At 59.8% G+C, this 25,753-nt stretch carries 24 protein-coding genes; 12 read left to right on the forward strand and 12 right to left on the reverse strand.

Features of this window, described 5'->3' with window-relative positions; translation table 11 throughout:
- Window positions 1-35: 35 nt before the first annotated feature.
- Window positions 36-707, reverse strand: a complete 672-nt coding sequence (locus tag ACTG2T_RS17655; RefSeq protein WP_330125551.1) for an NAD(P)H-dependent oxidoreductase — start codon at window positions 705-707, stop codon at window positions 36-38.
- A gap of 155 nt (window positions 708-862) precedes the next feature.
- A complete protein-coding gene (locus ACTG2T_RS17660; RefSeq protein ID WP_330125552.1) occupies window positions 863-2,041 on the reverse strand; it encodes an MFS transporter in 1,179 nt (392 codons plus the stop codon).
- A gap of 352 nt (window positions 2,042-2,393) precedes the next feature.
- Here ACTG2T_RS17660 and ACTG2T_RS17665 point away from each other — a divergent pair, with 352 nt between their 5' ends.
- On the forward strand, window positions 2,394-3,404 hold the full coding sequence (locus ACTG2T_RS17665) for an HAD family hydrolase (RefSeq protein WP_330125553.1): 1,011 nt from the start codon (window positions 2,394-2,396) through the stop codon (window positions 3,402-3,404).
- A 162-nt stretch (window positions 3,405-3,566) separates the two neighbouring features.
- Here ACTG2T_RS17665 and dkgB read toward each other — a convergent pair whose 3' ends face one another.
- The 4 genes from dkgB to ACTG2T_RS17685 all read right to left on the reverse strand — a co-directional run bounded on the left by dkgB (window position 3,567) and on the right by ACTG2T_RS17685 (window position 5,599).
- Window positions 3,567-4,370 carry a 2,5-didehydrogluconate reductase DkgB gene (dkgB, locus tag ACTG2T_RS17670; protein ID WP_279464899.1) on the reverse strand — a complete coding sequence of 268 codons (804 nt, stop codon included), beginning with the start codon at window positions 4,368-4,370 and terminating at the stop codon, window positions 3,567-3,569.
- 65 nt (window positions 4,371-4,435) lie between these two features.
- Window positions 4,436-4,732, reverse strand: coding sequence for a putative quinol monooxygenase (locus tag ACTG2T_RS17675; RefSeq protein WP_199416070.1), 297 nt, complete (start codon window positions 4,730-4,732; stop codon window positions 4,436-4,438).
- A 119-nt stretch (window positions 4,733-4,851) separates the two neighbouring features.
- On the reverse strand, window positions 4,852-5,214 hold the full coding sequence (locus ACTG2T_RS17680; protein ID WP_236374082.1) for a VOC family protein: 363 nt from the start codon (window positions 5,212-5,214) through the stop codon (window positions 4,852-4,854).
- Window positions 5,201-5,599: a DUF6404 family protein gene (locus tag ACTG2T_RS17685; protein ID WP_330125554.1), complete on the reverse strand. Its 399-nt coding sequence runs from the start codon at window positions 5,597-5,599 to the stop codon at window positions 5,201-5,203. The genes ACTG2T_RS17680 and ACTG2T_RS17685 overlap by 14 nt, the downstream gene beginning before the upstream one ends.
- Before the next feature lie 195 nt (window positions 5,600-5,794).
- On the opposite strand from ACTG2T_RS17685, the gene ACTG2T_RS17690 reads away from it, so the two are divergent.
- The gene (locus tag ACTG2T_RS17690; RefSeq protein WP_330125555.1) at window positions 5,795-6,697 is read left to right on the forward strand and encodes a LysR substrate-binding domain-containing protein; all 903 of its coding nucleotides are present in this window, start codon (window positions 5,795-5,797) and stop codon (window positions 6,695-6,697) included.
- A 171-nt stretch (window positions 6,698-6,868) separates the two neighbouring features.
- Here the strand turns inward: ACTG2T_RS17690 and ACTG2T_RS17695 are convergent, their stop codons facing one another.
- From ACTG2T_RS17695 to ACTG2T_RS17710, 4 genes are all read right to left on the reverse strand, one after another.
- The gene (locus ACTG2T_RS17695) at window positions 6,869-7,102 is read right to left on the reverse strand and encodes a hypothetical protein (protein ID WP_005337550.1); all 234 of its coding nucleotides are present in this window, start codon (window positions 7,100-7,102) and stop codon (window positions 6,869-6,871) included.
- A 193-nt stretch (window positions 7,103-7,295) separates the two neighbouring features.
- Window positions 7,296-9,272, reverse strand: a complete 1,977-nt coding sequence (locus ACTG2T_RS17700) for a methyl-accepting chemotaxis protein (RefSeq protein ID WP_330125556.1) — start codon at window positions 9,270-9,272, stop codon at window positions 7,296-7,298.
- 226 nt (window positions 9,273-9,498) lie between these two features.
- Complete coding sequence (glpK, locus tag ACTG2T_RS17705; protein WP_005337546.1) at window positions 9,499-11,001, reverse strand: glycerol kinase GlpK; 1,503 nt, start codon at window positions 10,999-11,001, stop codon at window positions 9,499-9,501.
- Between the two features lie 54 nt (window positions 11,002-11,055).
- Window positions 11,056-11,904, reverse strand: a complete 849-nt coding sequence (locus ACTG2T_RS17710) for an MIP/aquaporin family protein (RefSeq protein ID WP_005350866.1) — start codon at window positions 11,902-11,904, stop codon at window positions 11,056-11,058.
- Window positions 11,905-12,393: 489 nt separating this feature from the next.
- On the opposite strand from ACTG2T_RS17710, the gene glpT reads away from it, so the two are divergent.
- From glpT to ACTG2T_RS17755, 9 genes are all read left to right on the forward strand, one after another.
- A complete protein-coding gene (glpT, locus tag ACTG2T_RS17715; RefSeq protein WP_005337540.1) occupies window positions 12,394-13,752 on the forward strand; it encodes a glycerol-3-phosphate transporter in 1,359 nt (452 codons plus the stop codon).
- 102 nt (window positions 13,753-13,854) lie between these two features.
- The gene (locus tag ACTG2T_RS17720) at window positions 13,855-14,613 is read left to right on the forward strand and encodes a DeoR/GlpR family transcriptional regulator (RefSeq protein ID WP_005347045.1); all 759 of its coding nucleotides are present in this window, start codon (window positions 13,855-13,857) and stop codon (window positions 14,611-14,613) included.
- 317 nt (window positions 14,614-14,930) lie between these two features.
- A complete protein-coding gene (glpD, locus tag ACTG2T_RS17725) occupies window positions 14,931-16,418 on the forward strand; it encodes a glycerol-3-phosphate dehydrogenase (protein ID WP_103251020.1) in 1,488 nt (495 codons plus the stop codon).
- 106 nt (window positions 16,419-16,524) lie between these two features.
- Window positions 16,525-17,613, forward strand: a complete 1,089-nt coding sequence (gene glpQ / locus ACTG2T_RS17730; protein ID WP_330125557.1) for a glycerophosphodiester phosphodiesterase — start codon at window positions 16,525-16,527, stop codon at window positions 17,611-17,613.
- 218 nt (window positions 17,614-17,831) lie between these two features.
- Window positions 17,832-18,314: a serine protease inhibitor ecotin gene (gene eco / locus ACTG2T_RS17735; protein ID WP_005337529.1), complete on the forward strand. Its 483-nt coding sequence runs from the start codon at window positions 17,832-17,834 to the stop codon at window positions 18,312-18,314.
- 298 nt (window positions 18,315-18,612) lie between these two features.
- The gene (locus ACTG2T_RS17740; RefSeq protein ID WP_005350885.1) at window positions 18,613-18,984 is read left to right on the forward strand and encodes a DUF413 domain-containing protein; all 372 of its coding nucleotides are present in this window, start codon (window positions 18,613-18,615) and stop codon (window positions 18,982-18,984) included.
- Window positions 18,984-19,856, forward strand: a complete 873-nt coding sequence (hdfR, locus tag ACTG2T_RS17745; RefSeq protein ID WP_330125558.1) for an HTH-type transcriptional regulator HdfR — start codon at window positions 18,984-18,986, stop codon at window positions 19,854-19,856. Before ACTG2T_RS17740 ends, hdfR begins: the two co-directional genes overlap by 1 nt.
- Window positions 19,857-20,031: 175 nt before the next feature.
- Window positions 20,032-20,973: a hypothetical protein gene (locus ACTG2T_RS17750; RefSeq protein ID WP_330125559.1), complete on the forward strand. Its 942-nt coding sequence runs from the start codon at window positions 20,032-20,034 to the stop codon at window positions 20,971-20,973.
- A gap of 145 nt (window positions 20,974-21,118) precedes the next feature.
- Complete coding sequence (locus ACTG2T_RS17755) at window positions 21,119-22,309, forward strand: amino acid aminotransferase (protein ID WP_005347039.1); 1,191 nt, start codon at window positions 21,119-21,121, stop codon at window positions 22,307-22,309.
- A 106-nt stretch (window positions 22,310-22,415) separates the two neighbouring features.
- On the opposite strand, the gene ACTG2T_RS17760 is transcribed toward ACTG2T_RS17755, so the two are convergent.
- The gene (locus ACTG2T_RS17760) at window positions 22,416-22,919 is read right to left on the reverse strand and encodes a DUF2062 domain-containing protein (protein WP_042081972.1); all 504 of its coding nucleotides are present in this window, start codon (window positions 22,917-22,919) and stop codon (window positions 22,416-22,418) included.
- A complete protein-coding gene (locus ACTG2T_RS17765) occupies window positions 22,913-23,431 on the reverse strand; it encodes a DUF2062 domain-containing protein (RefSeq protein ID WP_069555024.1) in 519 nt (172 codons plus the stop codon). The genes ACTG2T_RS17760 and ACTG2T_RS17765 overlap by 7 nt, the downstream gene beginning before the upstream one ends.
- Before the next feature lie 27 nt (window positions 23,432-23,458).
- Between ACTG2T_RS17765 and ACTG2T_RS17770 the strand changes: the two genes are divergently transcribed.
- On the forward strand, window positions 23,459-25,660 hold the full coding sequence (locus ACTG2T_RS17770; RefSeq protein ID WP_330125560.1) for a DNA internalization-related competence protein ComEC/Rec2: 2,202 nt from the start codon (window positions 23,459-23,461) through the stop codon (window positions 25,658-25,660).
- The last annotated feature ends 93 nt before the right edge of the window (window positions 25,661-25,753 follow it).

The following is a 25,753-nucleotide window of genomic DNA, read 5'->3' on the forward strand; positions in this document are numbered from 1 at the left end:
TGCTGTGTGGGGGAGAGTGTCAGCTGCGTCAGCCGTTACTGGTAGCGGCCGACCGCGATGGGGGACTCCTGCTCAATCTGGCCAAGGCGATCGGCCCACTGGGCGAGCCAGGCTTCCCGCTCTTCTTGCGAGACCCGCACCGGGGCATAGCAGATATGGGGGCGCAGCACGTCGAAGCCCACAAATTGCAGGATCCCGCGCTGGATGGGGCGCAGCACCCCGTCGATATCGCCGTTGAAGCCGTCGGGCAGATAGGTCTCGGCAGGGCCGCCGGTGGTGAGGCTCAGCAACGCCCGCTTGCCGCGAAACTTGCCGCTCTCGTAGATATGGCCCTGACCATAGACCCGCCCCATGGCAAAGACCCGATCCACCCACCCCTTGAGGATGGCGGGCAGGCCGAACCACCAGAGCGGGAACTGGAAGATCAGCAGATCGGCCGCCTCCAGCTTTTGCATTTCCTGCTCCAGCTGCGGGGCAAAGCTGTCCTGCTCGGTGGCAGCCAGCTCTTCGAGCTGTAGCTTGAGAAAATCGGGATCGCTGGCGGCAGTGAAGTTGCGCCGATCCGAGACGGGATCAAAGCCCATGGCATAGAGATCGCTGGTCATCACTGTGTGGCCCGCCTGCTCCAGCGCCCTGATGGCGTGGCAGAAGAGGGCACCGTTGAAACTTTTGGGTTCGGGATGGGCATAGACAATAAGCACCTTCATAACAGACTCCGTGGCAAATGATGCGAGGGTGACAGGCTTGGTTGCTGAAAAAGTTGCTGAAACAGTTGCCGGGTTGGCGCTGTGTCACAGCATAGAAGCCTGCCGCACCGATTGCAGCAGGCGCCACGCCCTTGCGTGACGCCTGCTGGCGCAGCTTATGCCTGACAGGCTGCGAGCCGGAGGGCTTCGCGGCGCTCGCTGACATGGGTCAGTCCGTAGGCCAGCAGCACGATAAGGGCGCCGATCCAGGGGGTGTGCATCAGGCCGAGGTGCTCAACCACCAAGCCACCAACCACGGAGCCGAGCGCGATGCCGACGTTGAAGGCGGCAATATTGAGGCCCGATGCCACATCCACCGCCTTGGGGGTGTGCAGCTCGGCCTGCTTCACCACCAGAACCTGCAGACCCGGCACGTTGCCGAAGGCAAAGGCGCCCCACACCAGCACGGTGAGCACGGCCAGCACCGGATGGGGGGCGGTGAAGGTGAGGGCCAGCAGCACCAGCGCCAGACCGGCAAACAGCAACTTGAGCGCAGGCAATGGGCCCATCTTGTCGGCCAGCTTGCCACCCCAGATATTGCCGACGGCGACCGATACCCCGTAGACCAGCAGGATCAGGCTCACCGCACCGGCGCTAAAACCGCTCACCTGCTGCAGGATGGGGGCGAGGAAGGTAAACGCCGTGAAGGCACCGCCATAACCGAGGGCGGTTTTGGTGTAGACCAGCAGCAGCGGCTTCTTGGTCAGTACCGAGAGTTGCTCGCGGATGGTGGAGGCCGCCCCCTTGGGCAGGTTGCCCGGGATCAGCAGCAGGCTACCCACCATGGCGACGAGGCCGAGCAGGCTCACCACCAGAAAGGTTTCCCGCCAGCCAAAGACCTGACCAATCCAGGTGCCGAGCGGTACGCCGGTCACCAGCGCCACGGTAAGGCCGCTGAACATGATGGCGATGGCGCTCGCCGCCTTCTCTTTGGCCACAAGACCCGTGGCTATGGTGCTGCCCACCGAGAAGAAGACCCCGTGCGCCAATCCGGTCAGGATGCGGGCCACAATCAGGCTCTCGTAACCGGGGGCCTGCCAGGCCAGCAGGTTGCCGGCGGTAAAGAGCGCCATCAACCCTACCAGCAGCCACTTGCGCGGCACCTTGCCGGTGAGCGCCGTGAGCACGGGGGCGCCGATGGCTACGCCAAGGGCATAGAGGCTGACCAACAGGCCCGCCGAGGGGAGCGAGACACTGAGCTGCTCGGCGATGGTAGGGATAAGCCCCACGATCACAAATTCGGTGGTGCCGATCGCAAAGGCACTTAAGGTAAGGGCAAATAACGCCAGTGGCATAACAACTCCTTGGTTTGGGACTCCCGACGGGAGAATGGCGCCAGTATGCCGATGGGTTTTGTTGGCAAAAATGACGGTGACATCAAATTACTTTTGCCAAATAAGCAGCAATAACGCTGAGTGGGATGATGTTTGGGTTGCCCGCGGCGTGAGCGCAACGCAGTGATCTGCCTCGCAAAACGGGATGAACGCTGCTCCTTTTCTGAGCTTGCTTAAGCTCCAGTACAAGCTGGCCGCCATAGGATTTTCCCTGTGAAACCCGAGTGTGTTGAACCCATGCGCGCCGGTGTTGTGATGGCCGTGCGCTTTCATCTACAGGCAATAGACAGGCAATATCCAGCTGACAGGTAACATGATGACATTGAACCGACTCTCCTCTCTTTTGCTGCTGTGCGGCGCCTTTGCGGTACAGGCTGGCCAGAGCGATCCCCTCTCTGCCTGGAATGACACGGCAGCCAAGCAGGCGATCACCCGCTGGGTAACCAATGCCACCGATCAGCTGCAGGCCACTTTTATTCCGCCAGAGAAGCGCCATGTGGTGTTTGACAATGACGGCACCCTCTGGCCTGAAGCGCCCATGACCTATCAGCTGCAGTTTGCGATGGACGAGATCAAGCGCCTGGCGCCGGAACACCCGGAGTGGAAGGCCGACCCCATCGTCGCGGCAGTGCTGAACAACGACCTCAAGGCCGTGGCCAAATCGGGGGAGAAGGGGCTCGCCAAGCTGGTGGGACTGACCCACAGCGGCATGACTACCACCGAGTTTGCCGAGCGGGTCACTCGCTGGGTCAACAGCAGCAAGGATCCCCGTTTTGGCTGCCACTACGATCAGCTCGGTTATCTGCCGATGAAGCAGCTGCTGGGGTATCTGCGGGATAATGGCTTCCAGACCTGGATTGTCTCCGGCGGCGGCGTCGATTTTATGCGGGTGATGTCCGAGCAGATGTATGGCATCCCGCCCCAGCAGGTGATTGGCTCCTTTACCCTCGGCGAGTTTGCCCTGACCGGGGAGGGCAGCGAGATCCGCAAGACCATGAACGGCGCCTATTTCGATGACAGCAAGGCGAAACCGGCCGCCATTCACCTCTTTATGGGGCAGCGTCCGGTTGGCGCCTTTGGTAACAGCGATGGCGACGTGCCCATGCTGCAATACACCTCGACCAACCCGGATTACCACACTTTTGGTCTGTTGGTGCACCACACCGATGCCAAGCGCGAATACGCCTACGACAGCCATCCGCCAGCCAGCGGCAAGCTGATCGACGGGCTGGTGCAGGCAAAAGCGCGGGGCTGGGTGGTGGTCGATATGAAATCAGACTGGAATCAGGTTTTCGATCCCGCCCTTTGCCAGAACGCGCCCTGATTGCGGGGCTGCATCTGGCATCAATATGGCGGCTGGACGTTCAGCAAGCGCTGCAAAGCGTGAGGCAAGAAAAGAGACAGGGAGAGCATGATGCTCTCCCTGTTTTATCTGGCTTGCTGGCAGAGCCAGCCTTTCTTTCGCGTTAGCCTCACGCCTTTCGCGTCAGTCCCATGCGGGGGCAAAATCGGGATTGGCGCAGCGCTCGCCCCGATCCAGCGTGGCGATGGCGGTCATCTCCTCGCTGCTCAAGGTGATATCGAGAGCGGCCAGATTGGCGGCCTGATTCTCCCGCTTGGTGGAGCTCGGGATCACTGCCATGTCCTGCGCCAGCAGCCAGGCCAGCGACACCTGTGCCGCTGATACTCCGTGGCGCTGGCCAATCTCCATCAGCAGCGGCTCGCTCAGCACCTTGCCATAGGCGAGCGGCATATAGGCGGTGACGGCGATACCCTGGGCTTTGCAGAACTCGACCACCTTGCGGTTTTGCAGCAAGGGATGAACTTCGATCTGCTGGTGGGCGATGGCCCCCGGCCCCAAAATCTCGATAGCTTGTTTGAGCTGGGCCACGGTGAAGTTGGAGACCCCGATCTCCCGGGTCAGGCCCCGGGCCTTGGCCTCGGCCAACTGCTCCAGATAGACTGCCATCGGCACCTCATCCTTGGGGGAGGGCCAGTGGATCAGCGCCAGATCCAGATAGTCGGTGCCCAGTTTTTCCAGGCTCACCTCAAGGCTCGGGATCAGCTTGCCCGGGCCAAACTCGCTGGTCCACACCTTGGTGGTCAGGTAGATCTCGTGGCGGGCAACAGTGCTGCGGGTCAGCACGTCGCCGACCTCGGCTTCGTTGTCATAGATCTGGGCGGTATCGATATGGCGATAGCCCAGCTCCAGACCGTTGGTCAGGGTGGCAAGCAGCGGCTCGCCCTTCAGGCGAAAGGTGCCCAGACCCATGGGTGGCATATTGATCATCTCGTTCCTCAATGGGGTGGTGGTTGGCCCTTGACGGGCTGAACGGAAAGCGGCACAGGGGCCAGTCAGGCGCCCAGCGGCAGATAGCGGCGAATAGTGCTGCTGGCAAACCAGGGCTCGGCCTTGGCGACAAATTCGGTAAAGTGGGGCTGACCCTGATGGGCGGTGAGGGCCGCTTCGCTCTCCCATACCTCGTAGAGCATCCAGCTGTGTGGATTGTCCAAGTCCTGATGCAGCTGATAGCGCTGGCAGCCCGCCTCTTGCAAGGTGGCCGCAATCAGCGGCTCAAGGGCGGCGCGAAACTGGGCGGCGAATTCGGGTTTGGCTTCAAGCTGGGCAATCACAATCACGGGTGATGACATCTGAACCTCCTTGGCAAAAACGAAGGGTCAGTATGCCTGCCGTGACTTGCAGGAAACAGGGTTAATGGAGCAGCAGTGAATTGAGAGGCACAGCAATCGGGGGCCGTGGCCCCCTACTATCAGACTTTGGCGGGTTCCGACCAGACTGCAAACTCATTGCCGCTGGGCTCAACGAAGTGGAAACGGCGGCCACCGGGGAAATCGAAAAGAGGACAGTTGATGGTGCCACCGTGTTGGCTCACCTTGGCTTGAGTCGCTTCAATATCCGCGCTGTAGAACACCAGCAGGGCGCCGCCCTGAGCGGTCAGGTTGCACAGATCCGCACGATAGAATCCGCCATCCAGCCCCTCATCGGAAAAGGCACAGTAGTCGGGGCCGTAATCGACAAATTGCCAGCCAAATACGGCCTGAAAGAATGCCTTGGTCGCGGCGAGATCCCTGGCCGCAAACTCCACATAGTTCAATTTTTCATGGGCTTTCATTCAGTTCGTCTCCCTCATCATCAGCATCGCTGGGTTCAGCAAGTTGTTCCCACGGGGTCAGTTTAAGCTGCTTGCGCCGTAGCCAGAGCCAAGATGCCATGGTCAGGCCGAAGAATCCCGCAAACAGGGCTGTTTGGCGCAGGGCAAATAGCGGATCTATCCCCATGGGGTGCCAGCTGAAAAACCACATCGCCATGCCCCAGACAAGACCAATGCCGACCCCGAATACCAGAACGTTGGTTAACCAGCCCTCATAGTGAGGCGGTTTGACGGGATAACCGAACCTGCGCAGCAGCCTGCACAGAGGGGGATTGTAGTTGGCATGCCAGACCCCTTTGTTAGCCAGCTCCTGATGGGCGGCGGCCAGCCGTTCTTCAAATGTCATGGTATTCATCCTTGTGAAATAAGTGGTGCCATACGGTGCTTTTTAGGCTGCATTGTACTGACAAATCGCGGGTATGATGTGGGCTCGCGGTCACGTTATTTCTCTGTAGAAAAAAAGAACTGGCCTCACCGCATGCTTGCCAACCCACAGCGGCTGCGCCTATAAAGGCCCATTACTCTTGTCCGGATAACAGCAATGAAGACCCATTCTGATGAACTGACCCTGTTTGTGGCGGTGGTGGAGGCGGGCAGTTTTCGCCAGGCGGCGGAGAACCTCGGCATGGACAACTCGGTGGTGAGCCGTGGCATCAAGCGGCTGGAGGAGAAGCTCTCCACCGTGCTGCTCAATCGCACCACCCGCCGGGTCAGCCTGACCGAGGAGGGGAGCTGGTTCTATCAGCGGGCGGTGAAGATCCTGACCGAGATGAGCGAGGCGGAGGGGCATCTGCTGATGCGCCGGGAACAACCCGAAGGGGTGTTGAGAGTCGATGCGGCTACCCCCTTTATTCTGCACCGGCTGGTGCCGCTCATCGGCGAGTTTCGCCGCCGCTACCCTGCCATCGAGTTGCAGCTGCACAGTTCGGAGGGCTTTATCAATCTGATGGAGCGGCGGGTGGACATGGCCATCCGCATCGGCGAGCTGACCGACTCCTCCCTGCGTGCGCTGCCGCTTGGCCGTTCGCGGTTGCGGCTGCTGGCCTCTCCCGCTTACTTGAGCGAGCGCGGCACCCCGCGCCAACCGGCGGATCTGCTGAGCGGTCACGAGCTGCTTGGATTTTTGCATCCCGATCACCTCAACCACTGGCCGCTGCTCAGTGCCGAGCAGGGGGATCGCTTTGCCATTATCCCCAGCCTGCGTGCCAGCAGCGGCGAAACCTTGCGTCAGCTGGCGCTGGCGGGGCAGGGGATCGTCTGTCTGTCGGATTTCATGACCGGGCCGGATCGAGAGAGCGGCGCGCTGGTGGAGGTGCTGGCCCGCAGCAACAGTGGCGCCTCGCGCCCCATCAACGCCGTCTTCTACTCCGATGCCCAGCGGGATATCCGGCTGCGGGTCTGGCTCGATTTTCTCAAAGAGCAGCTGGGCAGCCATACCCTGTAGTTCAGGTTGGTTTGTGCGGTTTGTTTGAACGGTTCGTCGTTGCGGTTTGCTTAACGAAAAACAAGCCGCGCCTTCGTTGCGGCCAATCAGCATGAGCCAGCCGGCAGATAAACAGACGGCCGACTTGAGGGTCGGCCGCCGGTTCGGGAAGGTGTGTGAGCTGAAGCGCAGTTAGCGGGGCAATTTGCCCCATACCCGGCTGAGCAGGGCGCCGCCGATCACCGGTGGAATGGCCAGCAACAGGGTCCACTGCCAGGAGAGGCCGCCGACGGTGGCGGCCAGTACGATGCAGGTGAGCACCACCAGTTGGGCCACCATCATCAGGAAGGTGCCTTCGCGGGGGGTCAGGGTCTCTTTTTGAGTGGCGACGTGGGCTACGGGCGCTTGAGTGGTGGTCGGTTTCATGGCGATATCCCTCTGTTGAGTCTGATATCACTAAGCAATGGCCATTCCACATTTTTTCATGTTAATTATCAATTGCTTGCGAGTTTTGTCGTCATTCCCGTTTCGAGAGCGCAGGCAAAATGATTTGCAAAATGAAAACGCCACCCTGCGGTGGCGTCTTGGTTATTGAGAGGGATAGAGGGAAGCGCCGGGTCTAGCCAATCCGGTATTGGCGGATCTGCTCGTCGATGGCTTTGGCCAGTTCGAACAGTTCGCGGCTGGCGGCATTGCTCTCCTGCGCGTGTTCCCGCTGGTGTTCGGCCACCATGGCCAGCTCGTCGAGCGCGGTTCTGGCTTGCCCCATCTGTTGATTCTGCGCCTGCGCCAGCGCGCTGATCTCGTTGATCTCGAGGGCGGTCTGGTTGATCTGGCTGGTGGCATCAACCAGCACTTCTCTGGCCTGATTCATCCGGTTGTATCCCTCTTCGCTCAGGTTGCGTGAGTCTGCCATCGAGCTGCTGGCCTGCCGGGTTCCCTCCTGCAGGCGCAAGATAAGATCCTGCACATCCTTGGTGGCGGTCTGGGTACGTACCGCCAGCTGGCGTACCTCATCGGCCACCACCGCAAAGCCCCGTCCCATATCCCCCGCCCGGGCCGCTTCGATGGCCGCATTGAGGGCCAGCAGGTTGGTCTGGTTCGAGACATCGCGGATGAGATTCATGATCTGGGTGATGTTGTTGCTGTCTTTCACCACCTCATCGAGCAGAGCCGAGGAGCTGCCGATGCTGCTGCGCAAGGTGTCGAGTTGCGCGGCGCTCTGGGTCACATCCTGCTCGATGCTGAGCATATGGTTGGCGATGCGTTGGGTTACGTCGTTGACCCCTTCAGAGCGGCTGGCGATCTGCTCGGCGTTGTCGCCGATGGTGGTGACCACAGTGGTCAGCTCCTGAATGCTCTGGGCCTGCTGGCATGCTTCTCCTGCCAGTGCCTGGGCCTGTTGCATGGATTGGGACGACTGCGCGGAGAGGGCGCTGCCTGACTGCTGGAAGCGGGAGAAGCTCTGGTTCAGGCTCTGGATCAGCTGATTGAAACTTTGGGCCATCATGCCCAGCTCCGACTCGTCAGAGAAGTCGAGGCGGGTCGCCAGATCCCGATCGGCGGTGATGTGGTGCATGCCATCGGCTGCCTGACGAATCGGGCGACTGATGGAGTGAGCCAGCCAGGCGGAGGCCAGCATGGCGATCCCGCCGATGGCGAGCGACACCATGATGATGAGCTGGCGGGATTCCTGCAGTCCCTCTTCCAGCTCGGAGCTGTTGATCTCGCCAATCAGCAGCCGGTTGAGGGTGGGGATGTAACGCACCGCGATGAGGTAGGTTTGCCCCTCCAGTGTTAGCGCCTCTACGGCCACCTGTTCCCGGGCATTGGGAATAAGCCGCTTGACGGTATCGAGGAAGGATTGCTGGTGGTGGGCGGCGCCTTCCACCTCCTGCTCGGGGTGGATCTCGATATTGCCCTCCATGTCGGCCAGATAGACCTGACCGCTCTTGCCGATCCGGTAGCCGCTGATGAGTTTGCTCAGGGCGCTCATGTCGATGGAGGTGCCTGCCACTGCCAGGGTCTTGCCCTCGTGGGTGACGGCGGTGTTGATATAGAGGGAGGCGCGCTTGTCAAAATCGGAGATGTCGAGGTTCAGCTCATAGGGTTTGCTGCGTTTGAGAAAGCCGAAAAACCACCCATCTTTCGGGTCTGATTCGCTCAGCGATTTCTGGGCGGTGGGGCCGCCGCTGAAGTTGATCAGGGTGTTGCTCTGGCGGGGGGCGATAAAGACGTTGCCGCCGATCCGCCGTTGCAGATCCTGAAAGTAACGCTCCATGGCGGGCCACTCTTGCTCTGGCATGCCAGCGGTCAGCCAGTCGATGACAAAACGGTTGCTGGCCAGCGCCTGCGCCTCGGTCAGGTGCTGGATAAGCTGCGCTGTCAGCTGGTTGGCAATGCGATCCACGCTGCTTGGCAGCTCGTAGCGTTCGACCCGCTGCTGGGCCTGACTGTGGGATATCTGCTCGAGGATCAAGGTGATGCAGCTGATGGCGATGGCCATCAGTATCGCCACGCCAGCGAGGATCCTAGTGCGGATCCCGAGACCTGACCAGAGTGATTGCAGTGTAAAACGGTGTATCGCCCTCTCCATATCGCTCTCCTCATAAATAAGGTCGCATATGCGACCCAGATGATGATTATAGATAGATAACTCAATTGCGTTGTGGCGGATGGTGACAACAGAGGGTGGCAGAAAAACAGGAGGGAGCAATGAGCAGGGAAGGGGGCAGAAAGCGGCAAGGGAAAGTATAAAAAGAGAGGCCGACATTGCGGTCGGCCTCTCTGGTGTCTATCTCAACGGAATGTCGGGTGCCCGATCAATCCTCTTCAGCCCAGCGGCGTGAACGCTCAACTGCTTTTTGCCAGCCGCTGTAACGTTTGGCGCGATCGTCTCTGTCCATCTGCGGGATGAACTCGCGGTCCACGCTGAACTTGTCTTCCAGCTCGTCCGAGCTCTTCCAGAAGCCGACTGCCAGACCTGCCAGGAAGGCGGCGCCCATGGCGGTAGTCTCGATGCGGGTCGGACGTACCACCGGGGTGTGCATCATGTCAGCCTGGAACTGCATCAGGAAGTCGTTGGCTACGGCGCCGCCGTCTACTTTCAGCGCTGCCAGCTTGATGCCGGAGTCCTGCTGCATCGCATCCAGCACGTCGCGGCTCTGATAGGCGATGGATTCCAGCGCAGCACGGATGATGTGGTTGCGGTTGGCACCACGGGTCAGACCAACCATGGTGCCGCGAGCATACGGATCCCAGTAGGGCGCGCCCAGGCCAACGAAGGCCGGCACCAGATAGACGCCGTTGGTATCGCCCACCTTGGAGGCGAAGTAGTCGGTGTCGCGGGCATCGTGGATGATCTTCAGCTCGTCACGCAGCCACTGGATGGTGGCGCCACCCATAAACACCGCACCTTCCAGCGCGTAGTTCACTTCCCCTTTCGGGCCGATGGCAACGGTAGTCAGCAGGCCGTTGCTGGAGCGAACCGGCTCGGTGCCGGTGTTCATCAGCATGAAGCAGCCGGTACCGTAGGTGTTCTTGGCCATCCCTTTTTCAAAGCAGAGCTGGCCGAACAGGGCAGACTGCTGGTCACCGGCGATACCGGCGATGGGGATGCGGGAGCCGCCGCCACGGGTGGTGTAGCCATAGACCTCGGAAGAGGGTTTCACTTCCGGCAGCATGGACATGGGGATGCCCAGCTCGTCCAGCATCTTCTCGTCCCACTTCAGCTCACGGATGTTGTAGAGCATGGTACGGGAGGCGTTGGTCGGGTCGGTGACGTGCACTTCGCCATTGGTCATCTTCCAGACCAGCCAGGTGTCGATGGTGCCGAACAGCAGCTCACCGTTCATCGCCTTCTCGCGGGCACCTTCCACGTTGTCGAGGATCCACTTCACCTTGGTACCGGAGAAGTAGGCATCCAGCACCAGACCGGTGTTCTCGCGAACGTACTCTTCCAGACCGCGAGCTTTGAGCTCTTCGCAGATGGCGGCGGTGCGGCGGCACTGCCAGACGATGGCGTTGTAGATGGGCTTGCCGGTGGCCTTTTCCCAGACAACGGTGGTTTCACGCTGGTTGGTGATACCGATGGCGGCGATCTCTTCGCTGCGCAGGCCGGTCTTGGCCAGTACTTCGGTAAAGACGGAGGATTGGGTCGCCCAGATCTCCATCGGGTCGTGCTCTACCCAGCCCGCTTTCGGGTAGTGTTGGGTGAATTCGCGCTGGGAGGTACCGACAATGTTGGCATCCTGATCAAACACGATGGCGCGGGAAGAGGTGGTTCCCTGGTCCAGAGCGACGACATATTTCTTTTCAGCAGACATGATGTTCTCCACGTTTCTATTTTCCACGTTTTTATACGTTGGAGGGGGCCGCTCTTATGCGGCAGCCTCTTCTTTGGCGGTTTGGGTCGCTTGCTCGGTGGTGACGACACGGTTGCCCGGGACGCAGGGAGCCAGCACTTTGACATACAGAGCGGTACCAATCTGGGCGCCAACGATGGGGCCAAGGATCGGAACCCAGAAGTAGGGGTTGTCACGACCACCGGTCAGGGCAACATCACCCCAGCCAGCAAAGAACGCGAACAGTTTCGGACCAAAGTCACGGGCCGGGTTCATGGCAAAACCGGTTAACGGGCCAAGGGAGGCACCGATCACCGCGATCAGGATACCGATCAGCAGAGCGGCTGCGAAACCTTTGGGAGCGCCGTTGTTGTTGTCACCCAGCGCCATGATGCCCAGCATCAGGACGGCGGTGATCACCAGCTCGACGGCAAAAGCTTGCATATTGGTCAGCAGGGCATTGGGGTAGGTGGAGAAGATCCCGGCGGTGCCGAGGCTCTCGACGCTGCCGCGCACCACGTTATGGGTCACTTCCCACTGGGTGAAAAGGTTACCATAAAGGAAGTAGACAAGGGCGGCGAAGCAGAAGGCACCGGCCATCTGGGCGATGATGTAGGGGACCACCTTGCGCTTGTCGAACCCGCAGAAGGTCATCAGCGCCAGGGTTACAGCGGGGTTCAGATGAGCACCTGAAATGCCGCCGGTCACATAGATGGCGATGGCCACACCCAGACCCCAGGTAATGGAGATTTCCCACTGCCCGAAGTTGGCGCCTGCCAGCACCAGTGCCGCCACACATCCGACGCCGAAAAATATCAGCAGGCCGGTTCCGATAAACTCGGCGATGCACTCGCCAAGCAGGGTATTGGGTCTTTGTATGCTCATACTTTTGTTCCTTATATCCACCCGTAGAGGTTTGATGTTCCGTTTTATCTTTTTGTGTCTATCCGTTGCCGCCGAAAACGTTTCCTTGTTGTTTTTGCGTCTTGCGCAAACGTTATGCTCGTTTGCGCTCGTTATCGGTCGTGACAGAAAATAACCCTTCCCAATAATTTCACCATCCCCCCTCCATAGGAAATGTGGACAAGATCCCACTCATTGCTAAGAAAATGTGACGTAAAGCATCTTGATAACCGCCAGTTACCACTTAGGGGGTAGCTCGCAACCCTTGCCACACAAGGGCTGGCGCTTGCTGAGTGATTTCTCATTTGGAGCTTTTATTTGTAATAAAACTGCAATATTTGAGCATGCATCACAGATTAAATGAGCGCATATGAGCACAATAGGCTCGCTTACGAATCAGCGGACTCACATGATTCGTCGGAATGGTCAGGGCATCCTCAACCGCCCATAACAACAATAAGGAAGCAGAACATGCTTAGTCTCTTCAGGCCTGCGGCGCACATCGACAGGCTCCCGGCTGACAAGGTCGACCCCTTCTACAAACGCATGCGTTGGCAGGTGTTTTTCGGGATCTTCTTCGGTTACGCCGGCTACTATCTGGTACGGAAAAACTTCAGTCTGGCGATGCCCTATCTGATCGAGCAGGGCTTCTCCCGTGGTGATCTCGGTTTCGCGCTCTCCGGGGTCTCCATCGCTTACGGTTTGTCCAAGTTCCTGATGGGGAACGTCTCTGACCGTTCCAACGCCCGTTATTTCCTCTCCGCCGGTCTGCTGCTCTCGGCTGCCATCATGTTCATGATGGGTACCATGCACTGGGCCACCTCCAGCATTGCCATCATGTTTGTGCTGTTGTTCCTGAACGGTTGGGCACAGGGCATGGGCTGGCCGCCCTGCGGTCGCACCATGGTGCACTGGTGGTCACAGAAAGAGCGCGGCGAAGTGGTTGCGGTCTGGAACGTGGCACATAACGTGGGTGGCGGCATGATTGGCCCGCTGTTTATCCTCGGGATGGGCTGGTTCAACGACTGGCGCAGCGCCTTCTATGTGCCTGCGGCAGCGGCGGCCGCCATCGCGGTGATCGCCTTCTTCGTGATGCGTGATACCCCGCAATCGGTCGGTCTGCCTCCTATCGAGGAGTACAAGAACGACTATCCGAAGGATTACAACGAGAGCCACGAGCAGGAGTTCTCCGCCAAGGAGATCTTCGTCAAGTACGTGCTGCACAACAAACTGCTGTGGTACATCGCGATCGCCAACGCTTTCGTTTACCTCATTCGTTACGGTGTGCTGGACTGGGCGCCAACCTACCTGAAAGAGGCCAAGCACTTCACCGTCGACAACTCCTCCTGGGCTTACTTCCTCTACGAGTGGGCCGGTATTCCGGGCACCCTGCTGTGTGGCTGGATCTCTGACAAGATGTTCCAGGGCCGCCGTGCACCGGCCGGTATCCTGTTCATGGTGCTGGTGACCCTGGCTGTACTGGTCTACTGGTTCAACCCGGCCGGCAACCCGACCATCGACATGATGGCGCTGGTGGCTATCGGCTTCCTGATCTACGGCCCTGTCATGCTGATCGGCCTCTATGCTCTTGAGCTGGCACCGAAGAAAGCAGCCGGTACAGCGGCAGGTTTCACCGGTCTGTTCGGTTATCTGGGCGGCGCCGTGGCAGCCAACGCCATGCTGGGTTATACCGTTGACCACTTCGGTTGGGATGGCGGCTTCATGGTGCTAACCGTCTCCTGCGTGCTCTCCATCATCCTGCTGGCGATGACCCTCAAGCATGAGAACATTGCCGTTGCGGCCAAGAAAGCGGCTGCCCATAAGGCATAAAACGTGATCCTCAGCTTATTGATCCCAAAGGGGATCAGGTAAACTGCCAAAAGGCCCCGCATCTGCCGGGGCCTTTTTTTGTCTCATCATCGGAGTGCAAGCGTGAAGCAAACCCAACGACATCTGGAGATCCTGGACGTCCTGACGCGGCAGGGATTTGTCTCGACCGACGATCTGGTGACCCACTTTGACGTCAGCCCCCAGACCATTCGCCGGGATCTGAACGATCTCGCCGAACAGAACAAGATCCGGCGCCATCACGGCGGTGCCTCCCTGCATTCGAGTACCGTCAATACCGCCTACAGCGCCCGTAAAGTGATGCAACTCAAGGAGAAAGAGCGCATCGCCCGCGAGGTAGCGGCCAATATTCCCGACGGCTCATCGCTCTTTATCGACATAGGCACCACCACCGAAGCCATTGCCCGCGCCCTGCTCGATCACCGCGAGCTGCGCATCGTCACCAACAACCTCAACGTGGCCAGCATTCTGACGGCCAAGGATGACTTCACCGTCATCATTGCCGGCGGCGAGATCCGCAACCGCGATGGCGGCATCGTGGGGGAGGCGACCCGCGACTTTATCGGTCAGTTTCGCATGGACTATGGTGTCATCGGGATTTCGGGGATCGACAACGACGGCTCCCTGCTCGATTTCGACTATCACGAGGTGAAGATTGCCCAGGCCATCATCGCCCACTCCCGTCAGGTCTTTCTGGCCGCTGACCACACCAAGTTCGGTCGCAATGCCATGGTCAATCTGGGCAATCTCAGCCAGATCCACGCCCTCTTTACCGATCAGGAGCCACCGGAAAAGCTGACGCGATTGATGGCGCAACACCAGATCGCCTGCCACATCTGCTGACGGCGAAACACGCCAAGGCTGTGCCGGTCGCCCGTCAGGGCGGCCTCCTTTCTCTTTTTCTCCCCCATCTCCGCACCCATATCACCCCTTTATGGGTATTGCCAAAACCACTATTCAATCTGGTTTTTTTGGCTATTAACCCGCCGATGTTGGCCCGACGCCATTTGCTCCGCTGACCAGTTCCCTTTGTCACCTCTGGCGGGCTGTGGCGATCACACTTTCATCATAAAATGTTCGTTTGTTGTATTTTCATGTTCTAAAATGAGCGAAATCAAACATTGTTGTTATAGCAATCATAAAAATGAAAGTAGGTGAACATGAGCGAACATTATGATCTGGTCGTCGTCGGTGGCGGCATCAACGGGGTCGGCATCGCAGCCGATGCGGCAGGACGGGGTCTGAAGGTTGCCCTGTTTGAGGCGCAAGATCTCGCCTCTGCCACCTCCTCCAACTCCAGCAAGCTGATCCACGGCGGTTTGCGCTATCTCGAACATTACGAATTCCGGCTGGTGAAAGAGGCGTTGGCGGAGCGTGAGGTGCTGCTCGGTATGGCGCCTCACATTGCGCGTCCCATGCGTTTTCGCCTGCCGCACCGCCCGCACCTGCGTCCGGCCTGGATGATCCGCGCCGGTCTGTTCCTCTATGACAATCTGGCCAAGCGCGACAAGCTAAAGGGGAGCTGTGGCGTGCGCTTCCTGCCGCAAGATGGCTTGACCGCAGGGATCAATAAGGGGTTTGAATACTCGGACGCTTGGGTCGACGATGCCCGGTTGGTGGTGCTCAATGCCATGATGGCCCGTGACAAGGGGGCCGACGTGCAGACCCGCACTCGCTGCATCAAGGCGGTGCGCGGTTCCAAACACTGGACGCTCACTTTGGAGCGGGAAGGGGGCGAGCAGTTCACCGTCACCTGCCGTGGTCTGGTCAATGCAGCGGGCCCCTGGGTCAAGACCTTCTATGACGAGAGCCTGCACGAGAAATCCCCCCGCGGCATTCGCCTTATTAAAGGCAGTCACATGATAGTGCCGCGCATCCATGAGCGCGAAGAGGCTTATATCCTGCAAAACGAAGACAATCGCATCGTCTTCGTCATCCCGTATCAGCAGGACTACTCTCTCATCGGCACCACCGATGTGGAGCACCACGGCAGCCCGCGGGAAGCGAAGATCAGCGAGGCCGAAATTACCTACCTATGCAAGGTGGTCAACGCCCACTTCACTCGCCAAATTGCGCCGAAAGATGTGATCTGGACTTACGCCGGTGTGCGCCCGCTCTGTGATGACGAGTCAGATTCACCGCAGGCGGTGACCCGCGACTACACCCTCGAACTTTCTGGCGAGTCTGACGGTGCGCCGCTCTTGTCGGTGTTTGGCGGCAAGCTCACCACCTATCGCAAGCTGGCGCAGGCCGCCTGCAACAAGCTCAAACCCTGGTTCAGTCAGATGGGGGATGACTGGACGGCGACCAGCCGGCTGCCCGGCGGCGAGTTTGACTGCTCGGTGCGCGAGCTGGCCCGTGCCTTTGCGCTGGAGTTTGACTGGCTCGACGATCGCAGCGCCCTGCGCATTGCCGAAGCTTATGGCGCCCATGCCCGTCTCTGGCTGAAAGAGGATCGCGGCATTCACTTCGGTGGCGGCCTCTACGAGTCGGAAGTGCGCTATCTCATCGAACGGGAGTGGGCCTGTTCACTGGACGATATCCTCTGGCGCCGCAGCAAGCTGGGGCTGCGCCTGAACGACTCAGAGCAGCAGATGCTGCAGATCTGGCTCGACCAATACCATCAGGCTCTGCGCAAGGCGAGCTGATGAGTGACGGTGGGCAGTGCGCTGCTGCCTACCGCTTTCCACCGTAAATATGCAACAAACCTCTGATAGAACAATTACCTACACACAATAATAAAGAGCATCACATATGAAAAAACTCGCTGTTTCCCTCATCGCCTTGAGCCTTGGGGCATCCCTCTCATTACCCGTGTTGGCTGCCGATGAAGGCAAGGTGGTGATCGCCCACCGTGGCGCTTCCGGCTACCTGCCCGAGCATACCCTGGAGTCCAAGGCGCTGGCCTATGGCATGGGGGCCGACTATCTGGAGCAGGATCTGGTCATGACCAAGGATGACCAGCTGGTGGTGATGCACGATCACTTCCTCGATGGCATCACCGATGTGGCGGTGCGCTTCCCCGGTCGTGCCCGTCCGGACGGCCGTTATTATGTGGTGGATTTCACCCTGGACGAGGTGCGCTCCCTGCGTATGACCGAGCCGTTCCAGCTGGTGGATGGCAAGCAGGTGCCGGTCTATCCGGCCCGCTTCCCGCTCTGGAAGTCAGACTTCAAGATCCATACCTTCCAGGAGGAGATCGAGATGATTCAGGGGCTCAACAAGAGCACCGGCAAGAACATCGGGATCTACCCGGAGATCAAGGCGCCCTGGCTGTTCCGTCACGAAGGCAAGGATATCTCCAAGGCGGTGCTGAAGGTGCTCAAGGAGTACGGCTACACCGGGAAGGATGACAAGGTCTATCTGCAGTGCTTCGATGCCGATGAACTCAAGCGCATCAACAGCGAGCTGATGCCCGCCATGGGTATGGATCTGAAACTGGTGCAGCTGATGGCCGAGACCGACTGGAACGAGACCATGGTCTACGACGCCAAGGGTAAGGCGACCCCCTACAACTATGACTGGATGTTCAAGCCGGGAGCGATGAAAACCATCGCCAGCTATGCCGAAGGGATTGGCCCGTGGAAACCGATGATCGTCACCGAGCCGGGCACTTTGGGCAAACCGGTCTTCACCGGCATGGTAAAAGAAGCCCATGCGGCGGGCCTGAAAGTTCACCCCTATACCTTCCGTCAGGATGAGGGGCAGATCCCGGCCTATGCCAAGGACTTCACCGATCTCCTTAACATCTTCCTCTATCAGGCCGATGTGGACGGGGTGTTCAGCGACTTCCCCGACAAGGCGGTGGCCGTCATCAAGGCCCATCAAGATGCGGCCAAATAGCACTCTGGCGCCATTTGAATGCAAAGCGAGGCCAATTGGCCTCGCTTTTTGTTTCAGGCTCTTGCAACGGGAGTGTGCGCCCTGTCAGAAAATAGCCAGATCACGTCATGGTATGCCGGATCTGCATCATTTTACGCAGTTTTTACGTAGCAGATCGCTGGCATGAAATCGGCAGAGCGGTTAGTCTAGCGGCGTTGAACCAACCCCATGAGGTACAGATGAAAACCGTATTGCGTTTTAGCCTGCTGGGCGCCTTGTTGCTGGGTGGCCATGCCTTCGCCGCCGAGCCGAAAAAATTTGATATCAGCATGTTCCCAGCCGCTGACGTGAATCAGGAACGTGTGGTGATCCGCCTGCCTGAAGTCGAAAAAGAAGCCGACATGATGGTCGAGCTGCAGGTCGGCAAAAAGATGATGGTTGATTGCAACGTACCGCGTTTTGCAGGCAACCTGGAACAGCACAGCGTCAAAGGCTGGGGCTACAACTACCTGAAACTGGGCAAGGTCTCCGACCCCATCAGCACCCTGATGATGTGCCCGGATAATCAGCAGAAAGAGACCTTCGTCCAGATCTACGGTCAGGGCTTCTTCGTGAACTACAACTCAAAACTGCCGTTCGTGATCTACGTGCCGCAGGAGTATGAAGTGCGCTACCGTCTGTGGCGTGCCGACAACCTGGCCCAACCGGCCATGATTGAGTAAGCATGTTTGAACCAAAGGTTCAGCTGGTTCACCTGATGTGATAAATAAAGCGCCGTATGGCGCTTTATTTTTGCCTGCACAGTCCAAAAAGTGACGTGCAAATTGGCTGCACGTTTACATAAGTTTATTATTTATCAACGTTTTTTGTGTATTATGCCACAAAATCGGCGTCAGCTATGGGGCAAAGTGACTTCGATAAAAGATATTTATTAACATAGTGAGAAAATTGATTTTGCACTCGGCGATGGCCTGATGATACTTGCCCGCAAAGGTCAAACTAACCAGAAAAAAGAGCACTATGAGCTTCGAATCAGACAAGCGTTTCAACGACTTCAAACATTTTCCCCGTGGCCTGCGTCGCAGTGGCGAATTCACTGTGGCCGAAGCGGACAGTCTGGAAAAGTATGGTACCGCCATGCTGGCACTCTACCAGGGCAACCTTGCACCCCGTGACGATGTCGAGTCCGCCTTCGTCGAGCAGGTCAAATCCGGCGAAGCCGGTGCCAACCCCCATGCCAAGGTGTGGTTCAAGTACCTCAAGGTGATCGGTCCCAAGCGCGTTCATCGCCTCTGCACCGTTGTTGGCGGCGCCAGCGAAGAGAGCAGCGGTGGCGGCAGCTTTGATGTCGGTGGTGGCAGCGGTGGTGGCAGTGACGAGTCCATCGATTAATGGATACCGAGCTGCTTCGGACCTTTATCGAGGTGAGCAAGACCCGGCATTTTGGCCGGGCTGCTGAAAATCTCTACCTGACCCAGTCGGCGGTGAGTTTCCGGATCCGCCAGCTAGAGCAGCAACTGGGTGTCAGTCTGTTTGCCCGTCATCGCAACAACATCCGCCTGACCGCCTCCGGTGAGCGTCTGCTGCCCTATGCAGACGCCATCTTGCACACCCTTGGTCGCGCCAAGCAGGATGTGGCGCTCTCACCGGGATTCAGCCAGCAGTTGGCCATCGGCGCGCCCGCGGTGTTCTGGGAGCTCGATTTCAACGACTGGCTCAATCACATCTATGCACTGGCGCCCGGTTTGGCGGTACGGCTGGAAACAGCCTCCCGCGAGCACCTCTGCCGCCAGTTGCTGGAGCGCTCCCTCGATCTGGCCCTGCTCTCCGAGCCCACCAAGATCGACGAGATTGCCCTGCATCCCATCGGTGAGCTGGTGTTCGAGCTGGTGAGCCGGGATCCGGCCGCCAATGCCGACAACCTGATGCAGATGCCGCACATCCACCTCGACTGGGGCACCAGCTTCGAGCCGCAACCCAGCCGTTTGCAGAGCCTGCAAAAGACCCCGGTGCTGCACTCCAGCTCCGCCAGCATGGCGTTGCAGTTTGTGCTGGCCAACGGTGGCGCTGCCTACCTGCCACGGCGGATGGTCAGCCCCTTCCTCGAGAAGGGGACGCTCCATCTGGTCGAGGGGGGGCAGCCGCTGAGCCGTCCGCTCTATCTCGCCTATCTGGAGAAATCCGATCGCCGGGAGCTGATCGATCAGCTGCTGACCCTGCCACTGGGTTGGCACGATGCTGAGCTGCGCCTCAACATCGAATAAGCATCGAGTGTGATCCAAGGAAGAGCCCACCCCACGGTGGGCTCTTCTGTTTGGGGAATATTGCAGGGAGCGAGGTCACGTAATTGGCGCGGGAGGCTTGGCGTCATCGGTCTGTAACGGTACCTTTTCAGGCTGTTTGTTTATCCGATTGAGCACTGACAGGGATGGATTGTAATTGATCGACTTTAGTCACCCCGAATGGCGGGCGCTGGCGCAGCAGTTGCTGAGCCACTCACCTGTGGTGATCCGTGGCCGCCAGTGGCAACCGCTGGTGGGCCTGCTCAAGGATAACCAGCTGCTGCTCGCCCATGGCAGCCACAGCTATGAGCTCACCCCGGCCGGACGCCGCTATCTCACCCGCGAGCTGATGCTGGCCGAGATCGCCACCGCGCCCCCCGAGCCCGAGGAGTGGTTGCATGCTCAGGGCTGGCAATTGGGGGAGCTGGTCAACGAACGGGTGCTGGCGGCGCTCTATCGCAAGAGCGAAGTGAACTTCACCCCCAACGAGCAGATTGATTTCGAGGACAAGGGGATCCGGCTCTGTGCCGATCAGCTGTTGCGCTTGCGCGCCGTCCAGCCGTTCAGCCTCTTTTTCAGCGGCGGCACCCTGATCGACGCCGCCCCCTGGTTGCAGGCGCTGGGGGAGGTGGCGCTGCCCGAGCGCACCCTGGCGGGTCTTGGCAAGATCCTGTGGGGGGAGGGGAGTATCGAGCGGGTGATCACCACAGACAGCGTCGGCGCCTTTGCCGAGTTGCCCCTTGATGCTGGCACCTTGCTGGTGTGGGCTCCCCCATCGGCTCCTCTAGCCTTGCAGCAGGTAGTTGCCGCCTTGCCCCCCAATGTGTTGTGGAGTCATCTCACCGCCCTCGACCCTGCCGGGGTGGATAGGCTGCAGGCGTTGGCCCAGCGCTTGGGCCGTCCGGCCAGCTGGTGGCTGCCTCGTGATCTGGCCCCCATTCTCAGTGCGTATGCCCAACCTTTGACTGAGGCTAGGCACTGGGAGCCGAGCCGGATCCCCAAGTCATTGTTAGCAGTTTGTAGCGGTTTGGTTGAGTCCAATGGTGGCTTGTCGGCCGAGGTGTGCGCACTGGCGCCAGCGTGGCATGCCGTTGGTTGAAATTGGTCTGAAAGCGAGCCAAAAAGCGGTTTTCCCTCATTGAACGCGGTGATATAAAGAGTTGACGAAGCGCTCGCCAGATGAGCGCTTTTGTTTATCAAGCCGCTTTGCCACCCAACGAACTCAACGGAATACAGGGAATACCATGTTTGAAAAGGTTGTTGCCGCCCCAGCGGATCCGATCCTGGGCCTGACCGAAGCCTTCCGCGCTGACTCTCGCAGCCACAAGATCAATCTGGGCGTAGGGATCTACAAGGACGAGTCCGGTGCCACCCCAATTCTTCACTGCGTCAAGAAAGCCGAGCAGAAGCTGCTGACCGACGAGAAGACCAAGAACTACCTCGGTATTGAAGGCAATATCGAATATGGCCGCATCGTGCAGCAACTGCTGTTCGGGCAGCACTCTGCGCTGGTTGCCAGTGGCCGCGCCAAGACCGCGCAAGCGCCGGGCGGTACCGGTGCCCTGCGTATCGCGGCCGAATTTGTGGTGCGCAACGGTCTGGCCAAGACCATCTGGATCTCCGATCCCACCTGGGCCAACCACGTCAGCGTGTTCCAGGCCGCGGGCCTGACCGTCAAGTGGTACAAGTACTACGACGCCGCCACCAAGGGACTCGACTTTGCCGCCATGCAGGCCTCGCTGGCCGAAGTGCAGCCGGGTGAGCTGGTGCTGCTGCACGGTTGCTGCCACAACCCGACCGGTATCGATCCCACTAGCGATCAGTGGCGCGCGCTGGCCAAGCAGAGTGCTGCTGCCGGCTGGTTGCCGCTGTTTGACTTCGCCTATCAGGGTTTTGCCCGTGGTATCGAAGAGGATGCTGAAGGCCTGCGTATCTTCGCCGAGTGCCATGACGAGCTGCTGGTGGCGAGCTCTTTCTCCAAGAACTTCGGCCTCTACAACGAGCGGGTCGGCGCCTTCACGCTGGTGAGCGCGACCAAAGAGATCGCCGATGTGGCCTTCACCCAGGTCAAGACCGTCATTCGTGCCAACTACTCCAACCCGCCGTCACACGGCGCCGCTGTGGTCACCGCCGTGGTGAGCGATCCGGCTCTCTATGCCGAGTGGGTCGAAGAAGTTGCGGCCATGCGGGTGCGTATTCGCGAGATGCGCGAACTGCTGGTAGAGAAGCTGGCTGCCCTCGGCGTGAGCCAGGATTTCAGCTTTATCCGCGAGCAGAACGGCATGTTCTCCTTCTCCGGTCTCTCCAAGGATCAGGTTGAGCGCCTCAAGAGCGAATTTGCCATCTACATCGTCGGCTCAGGCCGGATCAGCGTGGCCGGGATCACCCGCGCCAACATCGATCCCCTGTGCGAGGCGATCGCCAAGGTGCTGTAATCGCATTGCCTTGTGCTCTGGCACTATGCCATGAAAAAGCCCGTCACCTTGGTGACGGGCTTTTTTGATCGTCAACGGCTGATCGCCAAACAAGGGTAAGGGGGGCTCAGTGGTGGCGGGCACCTTGCCACAGCTTGCGCAGTTGCAGCAGCAGCGCGGTCAGGGCGCCGCCGCTCAGGGCGGTGAGTACCGCCAGCAGCAGGCTGCCGAGCAGGAAGGGGGGCACCAGAGTGGCCGCCTCCTGCTCCAGCCAGTGGAGGGTCCAGCTGAGGTGGAAAGGCTCCGGCGTCTGGTGCAGTACCAGACAACCGGTGCGATAGGCGTAGAGGTACATGAACGGCAAAGTCAGCGGATTGTTGAACCAGACCGCCAGCAGCGCCAGTGGCAGGTTGAGGCTGAATGCCAGCGCCAGACCGACTGCGATGAGCGAATGCATCGGGATTGGGAACCAGCAGGCGAAGATCCCGGCCGCTACCGCGCCGCTCAGGGCGCGTGTTCCCCCTTGCCAGAGGGCTGGGGCAAGCAGTCGCTCACCAAACAGGGCAAACCACTTCTGCTGGCGCAGGGTATCGGGATCTAACTTGAAGCGGGCAAACCAGCGACTCAGCATGGGCGTGCCATCTTGCGTTTTTGCCACTGGCGCACCGTGCTGATCCGCCAGAAGGTGCGGATCAGGGTGTAGCCGATAAGGGAACTGAGCAGGGCCAGGATCAGCGAGCCCAGCAACAGCGGCGGTGCCACTGTGCCCAGTACCGAGACCAGCCACTCCCAGGTGAACTCAATCTCTATCTGCTGCGCCGAATGTCCCAGCAGCTGGCAACCCACCAGATAGGCACCATAGAGCAGGGGCGGCATGGTAAAGGGGTTGGAGAGCCAGACCAACGCCACCGAGAGCGGCAGATTGACCCGGCACAGGATGGCGCCACCGGCGGCCAGCAGCATCTGGCAGGGGAGCGGCACCCAGGCCATGAAGAGGCCCACCGCAAAAGCCCCGGCGGCCGAGCGGCGGTTGAGGTGCCAGAGGTTGGCATCGAGCAGCAGTTTGCCGAACAGCCGCAGGTGCTTGTGTTCTTTCAGGGTTTGCTGATCGGGCATCCAGCGTTTAATGAGTTGTTTGGGCATATTGAAACCTTGCTAAATACTTGCTCCATGGATCTGCGTCTGTTGTCGTTTGCCCTGGGGGCAAGCTCCTCACTGCTCTGGCCATGGTTACCTTCACTCGCATGGGGGGGCCTGTTGCTGTCCCTGCTGATCCCCCTTGCATATTGCCGTGCCTGGCGGTGGCTATTTCTCCTGCTCGGCATCCTCTGGATGCAGGCCAATTTTGCCTATCGGCTGGCCTGGCTGGAGCGGTTGGGTGATCAGACGAGCCACATGATAACCGCACAGCTGCAAAGTGCAGAGCCCGAGGGGGATAAATTTGTCCGGCTGCTGCTGCGGGTGAGCACCCTCGACGAGCAACCGGTGACACCTGAGCCCCTGATCCGGGTCAATGCCTATCAGGCATTACCCGCCATGACAGTGGGCAGCCGAATCACCCTGGTGACCTCGTTGAAACCGGCTCACGGTCTGGCCAACGAGGCGGGGCTGGATGGGCGGCGTCTGCTGCTGGGCAAGGGGATCACCGCCACCGGCAATTTGCGCCGGGTGATCGACATTCAACAGGCACCTGCGGGTTGGCGTGAACGTTGGTTGGGGGCCGCGACCGAGAGTTGGCGTCCGCTTGACTATGCCCCCTTGCTGGCGGCGCTCACTTTTGGCGAGCAGAGCGGTATCACGGATGCCCAGTGGGAGCTGTTTCGCGGCAGCGGCCTGACCCATATCATCGCCATCTCAGGGCAACACATCGCGCTGGTTGCGGTGCTCGGGTGGTGGCTGGGCAGGCTGTTTGGTCTGCGCGGCGCCATCATAACCTCCCTGCTGTTTGCCGCCGTCTACAGCGCGTTGGCCGGATTTGCGGTGGCCACCGAGCGGGCCCTGATCATGGTGCTGGTGTGGAGTGTGCTGCGCTGGAGCCGGCGAGAGTGGCCGGCCTGGCGCATCTGGCTGTGGGCCTTTGTGGTATTGACCCTCTGGGATCCCTTCGCCCTCTATTCGGCCGGCTTCTGGCTCTCGTTTCTGGCTGTGGCCATCTTGCTGCTGGTGGGATATGTCCACGACAAGCCGGGGCTCTGGCAGATCCAGCTCTGGCTGCTGCTCGGTCTGCTGCCGTTGCAACTGACGTTGTTCGAGGGGATAGCGCCCCTTGCCATGGTGATCAACCTGTTGGCGGTGCCGCTCTTTTGTATCGCCATCATCCCGCTGGCGCTGATCGGTGTGCTGCTGGCGCCGCTATCCACCTCGCTCGCCTATGGCCTGTTCTGGCTGGCGGATCTGGGGCTCGGGTGGGTGCTGACGATCCTGAGCTGGCTGGCCGATCAACTGCAACTGTGGTGGCCACTACCCGGCTGGTGGCTGCCGCTTTGCACCCTGCTGTTGCTGCTCTGGTTCGCCGCGCAGTGGCGCCCGGCACGCTGGCTCTGGCTACCGGGCGCCCTTGCGCTGGTGTTGGCGTGCTGGCCTGATCCGGCCCGCTGGCAACTGAGGGTGCTGGATGTGGGGCAGGGGCTGGCGGTGCTGATCAGCAAGGGGGAGCGTGCCATCCTTTATGACACTGGTGATCGCTATCCCGGAGGCTACAACATGGCGGATGCTGTGATCCTGCCCCAGCTGAGCCATCTGGGGATCCGGGTCATCGATCGCCTCATCATCAGCCACAAGGATCGGGACCATGCCGGCAATCGCAAGCGACTGCTCAGCGCCATGCCGGTGCGCTACGAGCTCTCCTCTTACCCTTTCAGTGAGGGAACGACGCTCTGCCAGCGTGGGCAACAGTGGCGCTGGCAGGGGCTCTCGTTTGCAGTGCTCTGGCCCGAGCGCCCCGGTGGCGGGCGCAATAACGATGGCTGCGTGGTGCGTATCAGCGATGGCGAGCGCAGCGTGCTGCTCAGTGCAGATATCGAGCGGCAAGCCGAGCAGCGGTTGGTGGCACTGGAGGGAGAGGGGTTGGCCAGCACCTTGCTGGTGAGCCCCCATCATGGCAGCCGCACCTCTTCCACGCCCCCGTTTGTCGCGGCGGTGGCGGCAAAGGATGTGATCCACAGCGCCGGTTTTATGAATCAGTGGGGCTTTCCCCGTCCAGATGTGGTGGCCCGCTATCGGGATGCCCGCCAGTGGATCACCGGTCAGCAAGGGGCGATGCTGGTCGAACCCACCGCAGCGGGCTTGAGCGTCACCGCCGAGCGAGATCTGGGGCCCTGGTACCGGCGCAGTGGTGAGTGGTGGCGACCGCGAGTGTGGTTTGAGCAATAATCCGCCATTTCTGCCGTGTAGGAATGCGATATAGGTGGCGGCGCTTGGTGTAAGCCTGCGCTTTGGCTAGAATAGCCCGTCATTTCCATTACT

The organism is Aeromonas sp. 75A (genome assembly GCF_051919425.1).
In the GTDB taxonomy this organism is placed as follows: Bacteria; Pseudomonadota; Gammaproteobacteria; order Enterobacterales; family Aeromonadaceae; genus Aeromonas; species Aeromonas veronii.